Source organism: [Clostridium] ultunense DSM 10521 (assembly GCF_000511955.1).
GTDB classification, from domain to species: domain Bacteria; phylum Bacillota; class Clostridia; order Tissierellales; family Tepidimicrobiaceae; genus Schnuerera; species Schnuerera ultunensis.
Map to the genome: position 1 here is coordinate 789,645 of NZ_AZSU01000002.1, position 15,750 is coordinate 805,394.

Annotated in this window: 15 protein-coding genes; 13 read left to right on the top strand and 2 right to left on the bottom strand. The window is 30.9% G+C overall.

Annotated elements, in window-relative coordinates; all coding sequences use genetic code 11:
* Positions 1-107 precede the first annotated feature (107 nt).
* The 4 genes from CUL_RS0106610 to CUL_RS17955 all read left to right on the top strand — a co-directional run bounded on the left by CUL_RS0106610 (position 108) and on the right by CUL_RS17955 (position 4,327).
* Positions 108-593 (top strand): RNA polymerase sigma factor, encoded by a 486-nt coding sequence (locus CUL_RS0106610; protein WP_025640876.1) that lies wholly within the window; start codon positions 108-110, stop codon positions 591-593.
* Positions 590-1,489 (top strand): anti-sigma factor family protein, encoded by a 900-nt coding sequence (locus CUL_RS0106615; protein ID WP_025640877.1) that lies wholly within the window; start codon positions 590-592, stop codon positions 1,487-1,489. The genes CUL_RS0106610 and CUL_RS0106615 overlap by 4 nt, the downstream gene beginning before the upstream one ends.
* 147 nt (positions 1,490-1,636) lie before the next feature.
* On the top strand, positions 1,637-2,575 hold the full coding sequence (locus CUL_RS0106620) for a linear amide C-N hydrolase (protein ID WP_025640878.1): 939 nt from the start codon (positions 1,637-1,639) through the stop codon (positions 2,573-2,575).
* A 63-nt stretch (positions 2,576-2,638) separates the two neighbouring features.
* Positions 2,639-4,327, top strand: coding sequence for a stalk domain-containing protein (locus CUL_RS17955; RefSeq protein ID WP_005582787.1), 1,689 nt, complete (start codon positions 2,639-2,641; stop codon positions 4,325-4,327).
* 396 nt (positions 4,328-4,723) lie between these two features.
* Here the strand turns inward: CUL_RS17955 and CUL_RS0106635 are convergent, their stop codons facing one another.
* Positions 4,724-5,620, bottom strand: coding sequence for a fumarylacetoacetate hydrolase family protein (locus CUL_RS0106635; RefSeq protein ID WP_025640879.1), 897 nt, complete (start codon positions 5,618-5,620; stop codon positions 4,724-4,726).
* A 99-nt stretch (positions 5,621-5,719) separates the two neighbouring features.
* On the opposite strand from CUL_RS0106635, the gene CUL_RS0106640 reads away from it, so the two are divergent.
* From CUL_RS0106640 to CUL_RS0106650, 3 genes are all read left to right on the top strand, one after another.
* On the top strand, positions 5,720-6,490 hold the full coding sequence (locus CUL_RS0106640; protein WP_005583567.1) for a YqiA/YcfP family alpha/beta fold hydrolase: 771 nt from the start codon (positions 5,720-5,722) through the stop codon (positions 6,488-6,490).
* 305 nt (positions 6,491-6,795) lie between these two features.
* Positions 6,796-7,815, top strand: a complete 1,020-nt coding sequence (locus CUL_RS17960) for a copper amine oxidase N-terminal domain-containing protein (protein ID WP_025640880.1) — start codon at positions 6,796-6,798, stop codon at positions 7,813-7,815.
* A gap of 149 nt (positions 7,816-7,964) precedes the next feature.
* Positions 7,965-8,549 carry a class I SAM-dependent methyltransferase gene (locus CUL_RS0106650; protein WP_005583564.1) on the top strand — a complete coding sequence of 195 codons (585 nt, stop codon included), beginning with the start codon at positions 7,965-7,967 and terminating at the stop codon, positions 8,547-8,549.
* A 28-nt stretch (positions 8,550-8,577) separates the two neighbouring features.
* Here CUL_RS0106650 and CUL_RS0106655 read toward each other — a convergent pair whose 3' ends face one another.
* Positions 8,578-9,432, bottom strand: coding sequence for a VOC family protein (locus tag CUL_RS0106655; protein ID WP_025640881.1), 855 nt, complete (start codon positions 9,430-9,432; stop codon positions 8,578-8,580).
* Between the two features lie 174 nt (positions 9,433-9,606).
* On the opposite strand from CUL_RS0106655, the gene CUL_RS0106660 reads away from it, so the two are divergent.
* The 6 genes from CUL_RS0106660 (at position 9,607) to guaA (ending at position 15,738) form a co-directional block, all read left to right on the top strand.
* Positions 9,607-10,461 (top strand): ABC transporter ATP-binding protein, encoded by an 855-nt coding sequence (locus CUL_RS0106660; protein WP_005583561.1) that lies wholly within the window; start codon positions 9,607-9,609, stop codon positions 10,459-10,461.
* A complete protein-coding gene (locus CUL_RS0106665) occupies positions 10,454-11,179 on the top strand; it encodes a fluoroquinolone export ABC transporter permease subunit (RefSeq protein WP_005583559.1) in 726 nt (241 codons plus the stop codon). The genes CUL_RS0106660 and CUL_RS0106665 overlap by 8 nt, the downstream gene beginning before the upstream one ends.
* The gene (locus tag CUL_RS0106670) at positions 11,176-11,904 is read left to right on the top strand and encodes an Rv2686c family ABC transporter permease subunit (RefSeq protein ID WP_005583558.1); all 729 of its coding nucleotides are present in this window, start codon (positions 11,176-11,178) and stop codon (positions 11,902-11,904) included. The genes CUL_RS0106665 and CUL_RS0106670 overlap by 4 nt, the downstream gene beginning before the upstream one ends.
* 30 nt (positions 11,905-11,934) lie before the next feature.
* Entirely contained in the window at positions 11,935-12,585 is a 651-nt protein-coding gene (locus tag CUL_RS0106675) for a TetR/AcrR family transcriptional regulator (RefSeq protein ID WP_025640882.1), read from the top strand.
* Positions 12,586-12,769: 184 nt separating this feature from the next.
* A complete protein-coding gene (gene guaB, locus CUL_RS0106680) occupies positions 12,770-14,221 on the top strand; it encodes an IMP dehydrogenase (protein ID WP_005583556.1) in 1,452 nt (483 codons plus the stop codon).
* An 11-nt stretch (positions 14,222-14,232) separates the two neighbouring features.
* Entirely contained in the window at positions 14,233-15,738 is a 1,506-nt protein-coding gene (gene guaA / locus CUL_RS0106685; RefSeq protein WP_005583555.1) for a glutamine-hydrolyzing GMP synthase, read from the top strand.
* Positions 15,739-15,750: the final 12 nt, after the last annotated feature.

The following is a 15,750-nucleotide window of genomic DNA, read 5'->3' on the forward strand; positions in this document are numbered from 1 at the left end:
ATGGATTTTGGGTTGAATTTACCATATAATTAAAGAAAAAATACAATTTTTAAAAATGATTGTAAGATAATTAGAGTTTCTGCGTCCTATACATAGGAGGTGAAAAAGTGACCGAACTAGAGAAATTATATAGAACTTATTTTGAGGATGTATATCTTTATATATTAAGTTTATCAAAAAATAGGCATATAGCTGAAGATATTACTTCTGAAGCTTTTATCAAAGCAATTGAGTCTATTGATACTTTTAGAGGAACTTGTGATATTAGAGTGTGGCTATGTCAAATTGCAAAGCACTGCTATTTTTCATATTTACGAAAAAATAAAAAGTTTACCTTTACAGATAAGGAATTAAAGAATGTAACTGAATTTAATATTGATCATTTAATTATTTCTAAAGAGAATTCAATGAAAGTTCATGAAATTTTACATAAACTTAAGAATCCATATAAAGAAGTGTTTTCACTACGTGTCTTTAGCGAATTAAGTTTCAAACAAATAGGATCTTTGTTTGGAAAAACTGATAATTGGGCATGTGTCACTTATCACCGGGCTAGAAAGAAAATTCAAGAAGAAATGGAGGTTTATTTATGAAAATTACATGTGATGTAATTGAAGATTTATTGCCTTTATATGAAGAAGGGCTTGTAAGTGATGATACTCGAATTCTTGTAGAAGAACATCTTAATACATGTATAGAATGTAAAAACCAATTGGAAGCCATTCAAAACCCTAAGGAAATTCCAATGGACACTAATGTAGAGCCATTTAAAAGGATAGAAAGGAAGCTTTTTCAGGAGCGAATTCAAATAATTGCTTTAACTGTTGTATTAGTTTTGATAATTGTAATAATCTGTATGGCCTATCTTACAACTCCAAAATATCTGCCTTATTCTAGTGATATTATATATTTAACTGAATATGAGGACGGTAAAGTTATTATTGAATTTGATGATGAAGTAACTGGATATGATATTAACCGATATGTGGCAAGGAATAAGGAGGGTTATGTCTATCATTTAACTACTTGGAACACTATTTGGAGCCAATATATTTTTAAGAATAATGCACAAAATATAATATTGAATCCAGATGAGGAGGATGTTGTAGCAGTATACTATTATTCTACTGATGGAACAGAGGATATTTTGATTCATGGAAAAGATTTACTCAAAGGTGGTGGTGTAGTTACTTTGCCCAGATTAGTTCTTGCATATTATTTTTTGTTAGCTATATTACTGGCAATTTTCTTTGGGATTTTACTTTTTAGATATCGTAAGGAAGACAAAAGGAAATTTGTATTGGAAAAGTTTTTGTTATTACCCATATCCTATATTATTGGACATTTTTGTATTAAAGGATTTACAACTTCTTCATACTCGGCACAACGTGATTTCTTTGCAATTTTATTGGTTATGATTCCAATTTATTGTTTATTCTTGATTGCAATTAATTTTTATAGGAAAGCTTATAGGAAAGCGAAAAGATAATTAATTTTTGTGTAATAATAAACTTATAAAAAATGGAATCACTTATCATAATATAGATAAATTAAGTTGCAAATACTGAAAGCTTATTATAAAATTTTATTAAAACAGTTTTTCAAAAATATTTACTATGATAATAAGAGGGATAATATGTGTACAGCTATAAAAATAAATTATGAAGATGGTTGTGTTATGGGAAGAACAATGGATTATGAAGTTCCTCTAAACTATAATGCAATCTATTTACCAAAAAATTATAATTTTTGTGATGATTTAATGGGTAATCCATTGTATTCAAAATATAAGATATTAGGGATATGTTTTGAAAATCGAGATCCATTGAAAGACGGCATAAATAAACATGGATTAATAGGGGTTACCAATGCCTTTTCAGGGTTTAATCTTTATGCTAATCAAGTGAAACCAGAGAAGACTAATATTTCTAGTTTGAATTACTTGACCTATGCACTTACAAACTACAAATCTGTAGAGGAATTGATTGAGGATTTGCCAAATGTTTATATATCTACTAAAGATAGGAGGGGAGAAAATGTAATATCACCAGATTTTCATTTTATGTTTGCTGATTCAACTAAAAGATGCATTATTATTGAACCTAGAAGAGGGAAATTGATATATTATGAAAATCCATATGATGTAATGACCAATTCACCGGGATTTAAATCTCATGTTAGAAGACTGAATCAACTTCTAGATTTAGATAATCTTGAAGACTTTAATTCTGTTAAAAATTTACCAGGAGGCTATGATCCTATTTCTAGGTTTATTAAAGCTTTTTATTTAACTAAAATGCATATTAAACCTAATAATTATAAAGAAGCACTTTCATATTCTTATAATATAATGGCTGCAATGACTATGCCAAATGGATTTGTTAGAAACAAAAAATACAATCACACTACTTATACTAGGTATATTTGTTCTTATGATTCAAAAAATAAGTTACTAACTGTAAAATCTAACACTAATCCAAGGGTTTATCAATTAGGATTTGAAGACATAGTAGACGAGGATAAAAAACAAGCATTTTTCTTAGATAAAGATTTTATCGTAGAAAAGTTAAAATAGCAAAGATTTCGGTAGATTTTCATTTAAGTTTACAAATGGGATGTTAATTAATGGAGGGTAATTATGAAAAAACTGAGTAGGTGCCTAATACTTGTATTTTTGGCTATAATACTTTTTGCTATGCCAGTAATGGCTGAAGGTAGCTCAATTAAGGTGTTCATAAATGGTAAAGTTTTGTATGATGTTATTCCAATATTAGAAAATGGTAGAACCTTAGTACCTATTAGTTCTATTTCTGAAGAATTAGGAGTTAATGTAAACTATCTAGAGGAATCTAAAAAAGTAAGTATAAAGAGTGATACTATAAATATGGAAATACCGATAGGGTCTACTAAGGCAAAGGTAGACGGCAAAGAAGTAGAGCTAGATGTAATACCTTTTATTAAAGATGAAAATATATTTGTACCTATTGGGTTTATAGCAAAGAATTTAGGTGAAGAGGTTATCTGGGACGGAAAGAATGAAATAGTCTCAGTTGGCAAATTTGGTGGTGAAGCTAAAATTGAAGATACATTTTTATATTATAATGATGAACATAAATATACTTTAAACTTCCCTAATTCATGGAAGGAAGAAACAATAATTAAAACAATAGATGGAACTTTATATGTTTATGATAAAAAGTCTGCTAATAGATTTAAAGCAGATGGGGTTGAGAACTTTGGTCCAGTATTTGAAATAAGATGTAGTGACTATCCAACAGTGGCCACTCTACCTTATGATGGGGATTATGTACTTAATTATGAGGACGGAAAGTATATTGAAGTTATATTTGGAAGGGACTTTCAATTCTATCCAGAGACCGTAGATTCATACAAAAAGATCTTCAATGAAGGCCAAGAAACTATACAATCTTTTAGAAAGATTGATAAGGATTCTTTTGTAGAAGATAATAAAGACAATTATAAGAAAGAAATAGAAGTACTATACGATATATTGGATAATTTTGTATCGGAGGATATTTTTGATAGGGATGAAGTTTTCACCTACAAGAAACCAATATCTAATACCAGTTTCTTATATATGAGAGTTATGAATAATGAAGAAGAGGTACTAATTAAGACAGAATCAGATTTTGATAGCAATGGAAGATTAACTAGATATCATCTAAAGAGTTATGGATACGATTTCAAGGAAAATAAATTGAATCAACCTGAGGCTTTAAAACTAGCTAATAATTTTATAAAGAAGTATATTGATGAAAATGTAGAAGCGACCAAAATACCAGATTTATATCCAAGTCTATATGAGAAAAATAAACATGAAACCTATGGAGATAAGGATGGAAATTATATTATAGTAATAGATTTAGAGCATGGATTTGTAGAATATTTTAGTAAAATAAATATAGAAGAAGTATCTAGCAACAAGATATATAGTAAAATAAGTTCATATATGGAAGATGAGTCGAAGAATACTTTTTCCCCATACTATGAATTATTAGATTTTGAAATAACAAATTATGGGGAAGAAATTATGAATGAACGGATTGAAGCCATTTTTAACTATAGGATAATTTATAAAAATTATGACAAGGATCCAGACACAGTTGGATACATTAAGGATGCAAAGGAAAAGGATAATCATAATTATCAGCAGATGTACGATGAATATTTAGAGCCAAAAGAAATGAATTTTGAGCTAAAAGTTGTTATTGATGAAAATGATATAATAAAGCTATACTCTAATATTTCACCAGTAGGTGTTGAGTGGGAAGAAACTAAAATGTCTGATTTTATAATAAATAAATAGAAATAATTTAAATGGACTCCAAAAGGTTATGAGAAACGTTTACGACCACTAATATTTAAGAATCTTAAATTTCATATTTAAAAACAAGACTAAGAATAATAGGAGAGTTAAACAGGAATATGTAGAAAGAAATCTTAACTTATAGCAAATCTTTGCATGAACAAATAAAAATGATATATAAAGGTATAAAGCAATTTTTATTAAATAAAAATATAGTAAGAGACTAGCCTTAAGTAAAAACCAAAAGAACTTTGCAAAACAGGTCTAAAATTCTAAACATGGGGAAGGATAACGCAACAAAAGCCTAAGCAAAGATGAATACTTTATTTAAAATATTAGGCAGAGGAGATGTTATGACATCTCCAAAGCTTATCTAAGACGATAAAAGTATAAAAACTATTCTATGACATTAACTAAAGTGCCAATCTTCTCAATAAAACATTCTACCACATCTCCGGATTTTAAATATTTATGTGGACTAAACCCTATACCTACCCCTGCTGGAGTCCCTGTTAATATTATATCACCTGCCCTTAGAGTAAGACCTTTAGATAGGTCTGAGATAATATAAGGTATATCAAAGATTAAATTCTTAGTATTAGAGTTTTGCCTTATTTCATTATTTACCTTACATCTAATATCTAATTCAACTGGAAATTCTATTTCCGATTTATGTACTATCCATGGTCCCATGGGAGTAAATGTATCTAGGCTTTTTCCTTTAAACCACTGAACATGTTTAGTTTGGACATCTCTGGCAGAAATATCATTTCCAATAGTATATCCAAATATATGGCTTTCCACGTCTTCAGGAGAAATATCCTTACCGTCTTTACCGATTATAATAGCCAATTCCACTTCATAATCAATCTTTTCAGTATAATCCTTAGGAATCAAGACCTTGTCCATATGGCCTATAACAGGATCGGCAACTTTTGTAAAGTAAATTGGATGGTCTGGAATAGCTGCTTTACCACCAGGTAGGCTTTTAACCTCCAAGGCATGGTCAGCATAGTTTTTTCCTAGGCAAAAAACATTCCTTCTTGGATATGGTATTGGAGCAGTAATTTTTACATTGTCTAAAGATATTGTACCGTTTCCATTATGATTTATTACCTCCTGGAGATTGGGAATTAAACTATCAGAATAGGTGCGAATGAATTCCAAAAAATTCTCAGGCAGATCTTTTCCAATTTTTTTGAGTAAAATATCCATTGGAATTACTTTCGTATTATCTTTACTTACTATTCCATAACCTTGATTACCCTTATATATATAGGAAACAAATTTCATTCTATCAGCTCCTTTTATTTTCTATTTTTATAATACCATAAATATGGTAATATAAAAATAATAATCGCCTTAAAACATATTGAAAGGAAGTTTAGTATTATGACTCATTTAAAATCCAATCATATAATTGAAGACAAAATTACCATAGGAAAAATTCCGGCTATTTTATTTAGACCCAAAGGGGCAGGAGAGCTATTACCTACAATAATTCTGTACCATGGCTGGAGCTCAAATAAGGAGTTCCAGAGGATGAGAGGATTTATATTATCGTCAGTAGGCTATCAGGTATTAATTCCTGATGCAATCTATCATGGAGCAAGAAGCCCCCTCCAAAACTATGATATAGATGATGCTACAAGATTTTTTTGGAACACCATATTAAATAACATAGAAGAATCCCAGAGTATCATAGAAGGGTTAATATTAAAATATAAGGCTGATCCAAATAGGATTGGAGTTATAGGGAATTCCATGGGTGGATTTACTGCAGCAGGAATATTTACTCATAACCCTAATATAAAAGCCTTAGTAGTATTTAATGGCTCTTGTGGATGGGAAAACTTTAATAAAAGATTTAAGGAATCCTATGAAATATCAGAAACTTATGAATTAAAGGAGATAGAAGAAAAAATTAGCAAACTGAATCCTCAAAATAATTTAAACCTATTAATAGACAGGCCAATCCTTATATTACATGGGAATAGTGACAATGTAGTTCCTATCGAAAGTCAGCGTATTTTTTACAATAAAATTAAACCTATGTATAACTATAGAGATAGAATAAAATTCTTAGAATATCCAAATCTAAATCATTTTGTCACCACCAATATGATGGAGGAGAGTATAGTTTGGTTTTATGAATATTTGTAGGAAGGCTAATAGTTATAAATAATAGAGAAATAGAAACAACAAAAAAATATTAAAAATCTTCAACATTGGAGGGCAGTGAAAACAGAGTTAAATGGATTAATATTTTGATATTAGAGATTGTATCCAGAAAACTATGTGGAGATGTTAATGCAACTATGGCAATCAGAGAGTTTTCCTTCTGGTTACCTTAAACTTTTTATAATAGTATGATAGTCCTAAATTCACACAATTCGCTCAAATTCGACAAATATGGTATATAATTGTATATATATTAACAGAAGAATATTCGAAGGGAGTTGGATTGATTGAAAAAATTTAAAACATTACTATCATTGGTAATAGTAGCTATATTGGTAATTTCATCTCCATTGGCTAGTTTTGCAGGTAACGGTAATAAAAATAAAGCTAAGGAAAACATTAAACAGGAAAAAGCAATAAAAGAAAAGAAAAATAATAAAAATAAAAACAAGAATAATGAGCCTAAGAAGGACAAAGTTGAGACAAGACTTGAAGAAATGGACAAGGAAGAACTTAAAAATGAAGATGAAGATACAAATGAAAATGAAATAGAACCAGAAGAATCACAGGTTGAAGGGGTAGAAGACAAAGGGAAAAATAAAGATTGGAAAATTGACAGAGAAAAGATTAAAAATGAAAAGAAGGAATTAAATCAAAAGAGAAAACAATTAGATATGGAAAAGAAAGATTTAGAAAAACAATATAAGGAAGCTAAGGATAATGGTAATGCTGAATTGGCAGAGGAGTTGAAATCTCAAGTTGAAGATTTAGAAATGGAAAGGGCTAAACTAAAGGAAGAGAGAAAAGAATTACAATTTAAGTTTAAAGAAATTACGAGGAATAAATATACTCTTGAAGAGTTGGATAAGCTTAAGGAAATAGGTGAAAATTTAGAAGAGGAAGATGGAGAAATAGAAGTAATACCGGTTGAAAATATAATAATTGAAGATGAAGACATAAAATTTGATGCTCCTCCAATTAAAAAAGGTGGTAGAACCTTAGTGCCAGTTAGAACGGTATCAGAAGGATTTGGTGCTACAGTAGAATGGGTAGCTGAAGATCAAAAAGTAACTATAACAAAAGAAGATGTGGAGATAGTTTTACATATAGATAGGAATGTAGCTATTGTTAATGGGCAAGAAGTTGAAATAGATGCACCATCAACTTTATATGGTGGTCGTACTTATGTACCTTTAAGGTTTATAGCTGAAGCATTTGGATTAGAAGTTAATTATGATGAGGAAACAGGAATGATAGAAATAGAAAAAATTGAAGAAAATATTAACCAGGAAGAAACTGAAAAATAATATACAAGCCAAAGGACAAACCCTTTGGCTTCTTTTTATGAATATTTGTAGGCCTTAGATTACAATGATCAGGTTTTATAATACCTAACGAGGGTATATGGGGAATAATGGGTATAATAAACTAAAGAAAATCTTATTGGAGGGATACCATGTTATTTGATATAATTTCCCCGATATATGCCTTGTTTTTTAACTATCAAGTAAAGTATTATAGAAAAATTTTAAATAGGATAAGAGAGGAGGTAGATATTACTCAATATAAGAGGGTATTAGATTTAGGCTGTGGCACTGGAGCCTTATTGTATGTTTTGCAGGATTTAGGGATAGAGGTAGTGGGTGTAGACCCGTCACCAGGAATGTTGAAACAAGCAAGAAGAAAATTAGAAGGAACTGAAGCGGAATTGATCCAGATAGATCCATCTGAAAAATTACCCTTTGAAGATGATAGTTTTGATTTAGTTATTTCATCCTATGTGCTTCATGGACTAAAACCAAAGGAAAGAGAAGAACTATATAAGGAACTGTGTAGAGTGTCTAAAGGAAAAATAATATTCCATGATTACAATGAAACCAGGTCCTTAGTAACGGATATAGCTGAATTCCTGGAAAATGGAGATTATTTTAATTTCATTAAAGTTGCCAAATCAGAAATGGAAAAATATTTTAAAAATGTTAGAGTAATAGATGTGGATAAAAAGGCTGCCTGGTATATACTTAAACATTGTAATATTTAAAGGGGAACTTAAGTTCCCCTTTAAATATTTATATGACTAAGTGAATTTCATTTTTTGAAGGGTCCAATGTGATAATGCTCTCATCTTCAAGCTTTATTTTATAGCCTAGCTCTTTTAGATTATTTATTGTTTCATCTCTGGTTTTTTCATCAGGGAATCTTAATGTAAAATATTTCATACCTACCCTATCTTTAGGAGGTGGTGCTATTCCAATGCCATTCCATACATTAAATGCAATATGATGATGATAATCTCCAGTAGAGATAAAAGTTGCCTGTCTAGGTATTCTTGTAACTACTTGAAATCCTAATCCATCTATATAGAATTTTTCCGATTCTTCCAAATTGGATACATGAAGATGTATATGGCCTATAATAGTATTTTTAGGTATACCTTTCCAGACTTCATCTTTTCCTTCATCCATAAGACTTTGCAAATCCAATCTGGTAGTAGTCATTTCTAGGGTGTCATTATGCCATTTCCATCTACTGTTTGGAGTGTCTGCATATACTTCAATACCATTATCATCAATATCATGAAGGTAGATTGCTTCGCTTATCCCATGATGGGAAGCACCCATAAGGGGATATCCTATATTCTTAATATGCCTTAAAAAACTTCCTAAGTCTTTACGAGTAGGTAATAATAATGCAAAATGATATAAGCCTGTTCTCCTCAATTCTTTCGGTTTTATATTTTCCGGTTGTTCCAATATTAGTAAAGGAGATATTCCATCAGCAGACAGTATGGCTTTTCTTGCTATCCGCTCCATAGTTTTAAGGCCCATTATTTTTTCATAAAATTCAATAGAAGTATCTAAATCCATCACTTTTAAGGCTACTTGATTAACATAGATATTAGGACTTTTATGAAATTGAGACATATTCTTACCACCTTTAGATATAAATTATTTATTTATATAATACCCAAAGTATAACAGGTGAACCTCTAAAAAGGACTAGGAAAATAATTATCATATTGACAAAAGTTATAGACTTTACTATAATAGACTTATCGGTCTAGACCGTATGGTCTACAAACAAAAAGGGGTGATTTAATGTATCAAATTAATAATCTGACTTTTAAATATCCTAAAAACAAGGAAAATACCATTAGAGGAATATCCTTCCAAATTCAAGATGGTGAGATATTTGGACTTTTAGGACCTAGTGGTGTTGGTAAAAGTACTACTCAAAAAATTCTCACTAAGCTACTTGATAGATATGAAGGACAAATTCTATATAAGGATAAGGATTTAAAATCCTATAATAAAAGCTATTATGAAGAAATTGGAGTAGGATTTGAAATGCCTGTCCATTTTTCAAAATTAACAGCTGAAGAAAATGTTAATTTTTTCAAAAAACTATATAAAACAAATCTAGATACGGACAGTCTGCTAAAAAAGGTGGGACTATATGAAGATAAAGATAAAAAAGTAGGAGAATATTCAAAGGGGATGAAAGTTAGACTAAATTTCGTTAGGGCTATGTTAAACGAACCAAAAATCCTATTCTTAGATGAACCTACTAATGGACTAGACCCTCATAATGCAAGGATCATAAAGGAAATAATAAAGGAATACAAGGAAAAGGGTGGAACAGTATTATTAACAACCCATTTGATGAACGATGTAGATGAACTATGTAATAGGGTAGCCTTTATGGCCAATGGTAAAATAGTGGAAATAGATACCCCAAAGAATTTAAAACTTAAATATGGCGAGAGAAAAGTTGAAGTAGAATATAGAGAAGGAGAAGGGATCAAAAAAGAATCCTTCGATTTAGATGCTTTAAAAGATGATGAAAAATTTATTGAAATAATAAAGAACAAAGAAATACTAACTATTCATAGTAAAGAGATGACTTTAGATGATATATTTATAAAGGTAACAGGGGTGAGTACAGATGAATAGCTTTATAACCTTGTTCTCTGGAGAATTAAATCGAATGAGAAAGTATAATATTTTAGCTGCTGGTATATTTGTAGCCCTATTATGGGTAGGGGTATTATTCTTTACGGATATAGAGGATATAACTAGTATGGTCCCCTTAATTGTATTCATCGATGCCACCTCCATGTCCATGGTATTAATTGGAGCCACCATGTTCTATGAAAAACAAGAAGGCACCATTAAAACCTTATTAGTCTCACCTATAGGGAAATCCGAATATATACTGGCTAAAATCTTTGCTAATATTAGTTCCAATGTGCTTACATTAGTCCTCATATATGTATATGCAAAATTATTTAAGGAGATAAATTTAAACTTTTTTGGATTATTAGGAGCATCAATATTGATAGCTTTTTTTCACTCTTTAATTGGATTTATAATGACTTATAATACTAAAGATTTTACTGAAATGTTAATGGGGATGATGAAATACACTTTTATATTTACAATTCCTGTTTTATTGGAACAGATAGGGTTTATTAAGAATGAAACTATAGATAAGATACTTTATATAATACCGACTAAATCTTCCTCCATACTTTTACAAGCTACCGGTGGAGGTATGGATAATTGGAAGACCTGGTTTGCTATTATATACTTAATATTAGCAACATTAGGGCTATTTTTCATAGTATGGAAAAAGTTTGATGATTTTAAAATAAAGGAAAGTGGTGAATGATTATGTATAGTAGCTTTATTAAATCTGAAATAAAAAAATGGAGTAGAGATTCTATGATGGGATTTATGGCATTATATCCCTTTATATTCGGATTTATAGGTAGATATTTTCTACCTTGGGTAGCTGATAAATCAGATCTTAATATAGATTTATACGCAGATTTAATAATTGTAATACTAACTTTAGTAGTTCCTATATCCTTTGGAGCCTTAATAGCTTTTTCTATACTGGAAGATAGAGATGACAATATACTCACATCTGTTAAAGTTACCCCTTTAAGCATTACTCAATTTTTATCCTTCAGATTTATCATAGTATTGGTCTTGACCTATATTACAACTTTATTTGTCATCTGGTTTTCAAATATTGGAGATATTCCCATAAAAAACATACTGGCCATTGCTTTTTTAGCTTCTTTAGAAGCTCCTATGTATGGACTGCTGATAAATTCTCTATCTAATAATAAAATTGAAGGATTTGCTGTAATGAAAGGTTTAGGTTCTTTAATATTATTTCCTATTATAGCCTTATTTTTCTTCGATAAAAAGGAATTATTTTTTTCCTTTGCCCCAGGATTTTGGGCAGCCAAGGCAATAAGTAGTATAATAAAAGGTAAAGGAGTACTTTATTTAAGCTATTATCAATATTATTTTATTGGATTAGTTTATCTAGTATTGCTAAATATTGCATCTTATAAATTGTTTGTCAGGAAGGTAGAAATATAACGAGGGTAGAAATATGCTGAGGTGGTAGTATTGGATGAAAATAAAGAGAAATCTTTTGAGAAAAGGGAAGAACTTATAAAAGTAGCAATGAATGAATTTGGGGAAAAAGGTTATGAAAATGCTTCTCTTAACAATATTTTAAAAGAGGTAGGCATAAGTAAGGGTACCTTTTATTATCACTATAAGAACAAAGAAGATCTGTATATGCATTTGATAGATATTATAACAGAGGAAAAACTTAAATTTATTTCAGCGAGAATGGGTTCCATAAATTTTAACGAAGATGTGTTTACAATATTAAGGAATCTTATGAAAAACGGAATGAAATTTGCAAATAAAAATCCAAATATAAGTAAATTTACTCAAGGTTTTGTCAAGGATTGGGGGACTCCAATTCACAATGAAATATTTAGAAGATATTTTATTAGTAGGGCTGATTTTTTAAAGGATATAACTAAAAAATATGGTTTTGAAAATATGGATTATATATCGGATTTAATAGAAATAGCTTATGAACGAGGTGAAATTAGAAAGGATTTACCCAAGGAGTTTGTCAAAAAAATCATAAACCATTTATTTATAAATTTACCTCAGATAGTCAATTCTAACAATTTGAACGAATACGAATTAGCAGCTAACTATTTAATTGATTTTATTAAAAACGGACTTGTTAAAGACTAGAAAACTTCCCTAAATTTCAGGGAAGTTTTTATTTCAATAAAACTCCTTGACATGAAGGCTAAACTCTGTTAATTTATAAAGAAAATATTATATCAATATCTATTAAAATACCTATAATTAGGTAAGGAATTATATTAATTGTGGTATACTATTGATAATAAAAAAATATAAGGAGGAGTTTCATTTGGAATTTGTTGGAGAAGGTTTAACTTTTGATGACGTATTATTATTGCCAGGCAAATCCGAGGTTTTGCCTAAGGAAACTAAAATAAATACCTATTTAACAAGAAGTATACAATTAAATATTCCTCTAATGAGCGCTGGTATGGATACTGTAACTGAATCAAAGATGGCTATTGCCATAGCAAGAGAAGGCGGTATTGGCGTAATCCATAAAAACATGTCTATTGAAGAGCAAGCTTTAGAGGTAGATAAAGTAAAAAGGTCGGAACATGGAATAATAACAGATCCTTTTTCCCTTTCAAGACATCATGATGTTTCTGATGCATTGGAACTAATGGAAAGATACCATATATCGGGAGTTCCAATAATTGAAGAGGACGGCACTCTGGTAGGAATTATTACCAATAGGGATATTAGATTCGAAACGGATACCACAAAAAAGATAGATGACGTAATGACTAAGGAAAATCTAGTGACAGGTACTAGAGAAACTACCATGGATGAAGCGTTAGAAATAATGAAGCAGCATAAAATTGAAAAATTACCCTTGATAGATGAGGATTATAAATTAGCCGGTCTAATAACTATTAAGGATATTGAAAAGTCCATTGAATATCCAAATTCTGCAAGGGATAGTTCAGGAAGATTATTAGCTGGGGCAGCTGTAGGAGTTACTCAAGACATGATGGATAGAGTTACTGCATTAGTAAAAGCTAAGGTGGATTTAGTAGTGGTAGATACAGCCCATGGCCATTCCCAAGGGGTAATCGATGCGGTAAAGAGAATTAAATTAGAATATCCCGAAATTCAAGTAGTGGCAGGAAATGTGGCTACAGCTGAAGCTACCATAGATTTAATTAAAGCGGGAGCTGATGCTATAAAGGTAGGCATAGGACCTGGCTCTATTTGTACAACAAGGGTAGTTACCGGTATTGGGGTACCTCAGATAACTGCTATCATAAATTGTGCTAAAGCTGCCAAAGAATATAATATACCAGTTATTGCTGATGGAGGAATTAAATATTCAGGAGATATTACTAAAGCCATAGCAGCAGGAGCTAATGTAGTTATGATAGGTTCCTTATTTGCAGGGACTAAAGAAAGCCCTGGAGAAGAGGAATTATACGAAGGTAGAAGGTTTAAAGTTTATAGAGGCATGGGTTCGATAGGAGCTATGCAATCCGGTAGTAAAGATAGATACTTCCAAGAAGATACTAAAAAGTTAGTGCCGGAAGGAGTAGAAGGTAGAGTTCCATATAGAGGACCTTTAGGAGATGTTGTATACCAGCTTATTGGCGGTATAAGGTCTGGAATGGGATATGTAGGGGCTAAGAATATTGGAGAATTACAAGAAAAGGCTAAGTTTATTAAGATAACTAGCGCTTCATTGATAGAGAACCACCCCCATGATATAAATATTACTAAAGAAGCTCCAAACTACAGCAGAAGATAGGAGGTCTAAGCTTGATTTTAATCTTAGATTTAGGCGGAAAATTTAGTCGATTTTTAGGCAGAAGGATAAGAGAATCTAATGTATATTGTGAGATAGTGCCCTATAGTTATCCTTTGGAGAAGATTAAGGGGAAAAAGCCAGAAGGGATTATAATATCTGGTGGAGAACCAAGAGGTTTAGGAATTATAGACAGAGGTATATTTGAACTAGGTATACCCGTTTTATCTATTGGATACGGTGCAGATATGATAGCACAGGTTTTCAAAGGCCATTCAACAAAACCTATAGCTTATAATTATGACTTCGAAACCATTAATGTAGATAAGGAAAGTTTATTATTCAATGGACTAGGCGATAATTTGCCCTTATGGATAGATAAAGAATATGTATTTGATATTATTCCTGAGGGTTTTAAATCTATAGGGAATTTGGATGGTAAAGTTGTAGCAATAGAAAAGGAAGACCAGAAAATATATGGAGTAAAGTTCCATCCAGAAATTGAAAGATCTAAAGAAGGAAAAGATATAATAGATAATTTTCTATTTAAGGTTTGTAGCTGTGATCCAAATTGGAATATGGAAGAATTTATTGAAAATAGCATAGAAGAAATAAAGAAAGAAGTAGGAAATAGAAAGGTCATATGTGCCTTATCTGGAGGTGTTGATTCTTCTGTAGCAGCAGTGTTAGTTCATAAAGCCATTGGAGATAATTTAGTATGTGTTTTTGTAGACCACGGCCTTCTCAGAAAAAATGAAAAGGAACAGGTAGAAGAGGTATTTAGAGATGAGTTCCATATGAACCTTATAATTGTAGATGCAAAAGAAAGATTTTTAAACAAACTTAAGGGAATTACTGATCCAGAACAAAAAAGAAAGATTATCGGTGAGGAATTCATTAGGGTATTTGAAGAAGAGCAGAAGAAGCTTGATAATATAGGATACTTAGTTCAAGGGACCATATATCCAGATGTTATAGAGTCTGGACTAGATGGGGAAGTGGCCGTAAAAAGCCATCATAATGTAGGTGGACTTCCTGAGGATATAGATTTTCAATTAGTGGAACCGTTAAGACAATTGTTTAAAGATGAAGTTAGGGAAGTAGGTAGATTATTAGGTATATCGGAAGAAATCGTAGAAAGACAACCCTTCCCAGGTCCTGGGTTAGGGATTAGAGTTTTAGGCGAAGTAACAGAGGAAAAGTTAAATATAGTTAGGGAAGCAGATTATATATTTAGAGATGAAATTAAAAAGGCAAAATGGGATAAGAAGATCTGGCAGTACTTTGCTGCATTACCTGATGTTAAAACTGTAGGTGTATCTCAAGGAGAAAGAACTTATACTTATACTATAGCTTTAAGGGCTATAAATAGCATAGACGGCATGACAGCCCAATGGGTAAAACTGCCTTTAGAATTGTTAGAAAAGATTTCAAATAGAATCACTGAAGAAGTACCCCAGGTAAATAGAGTGGTATATGATATAACGAATAAACCGCCAGCTACTATTGAGTGGGAGTGATAAACAAAAGTC

What these genes read in the sequence shown, in the direction of transcription:
- CUL_RS0106665 (WP_005583559.1), top strand. Translation starts at nt 10,454, where the DNA reads ATGAATAGCTTTATAACCTTGTTCTCTGGAGAATTAAATCGAATGAGA.
- CUL_RS0106660 (WP_005583561.1), top strand. Translation starts at nt 9,607, where the DNA reads ATGTATCAAATTAATAATCTGACTTTTAAATATCCTAAAAACAAGGAA.
- CUL_RS17955 (WP_005582787.1), top strand. Translation starts at nt 2,639, where the DNA reads ATGAAAAAACTGAGTAGGTGCCTAATACTTGTATTTTTGGCTATAATA.
- CUL_RS0106615 (WP_025640877.1), top strand. Translation starts at nt 590, where the DNA reads ATGAAAATTACATGTGATGTAATTGAAGATTTATTGCCTTTATATGAA.
- CUL_RS0106650 (WP_005583564.1), top strand. Translation starts at nt 7,965, where the DNA reads ATGTTATTTGATATAATTTCCCCGATATATGCCTTGTTTTTTAACTAT.
- CUL_RS0106655 (WP_025640881.1), bottom strand. Translation starts at nt 9,432, where the DNA reads ATGTCTCAATTTCATAAAAGTCCTAATATCTATGTTAATCAAGTAGCC.
- CUL_RS0106640 (WP_005583567.1), top strand. Translation starts at nt 5,720, where the DNA reads ATGACTCATTTAAAATCCAATCATATAATTGAAGACAAAATTACCATA.
- CUL_RS0106620 (WP_025640878.1), top strand. Translation starts at nt 1,637, where the DNA reads ATGTGTACAGCTATAAAAATAAATTATGAAGATGGTTGTGTTATGGGA.
- CUL_RS0106670 (WP_005583558.1), top strand. Translation starts at nt 11,176, where the DNA reads ATGATTATGTATAGTAGCTTTATTAAATCTGAAATAAAAAAATGGAGT.
- CUL_RS0106635 (WP_025640879.1), bottom strand. Translation starts at nt 5,620, where the DNA reads ATGAAATTTGTTTCCTATATATATAAGGGTAATCAAGGTTATGGAATA.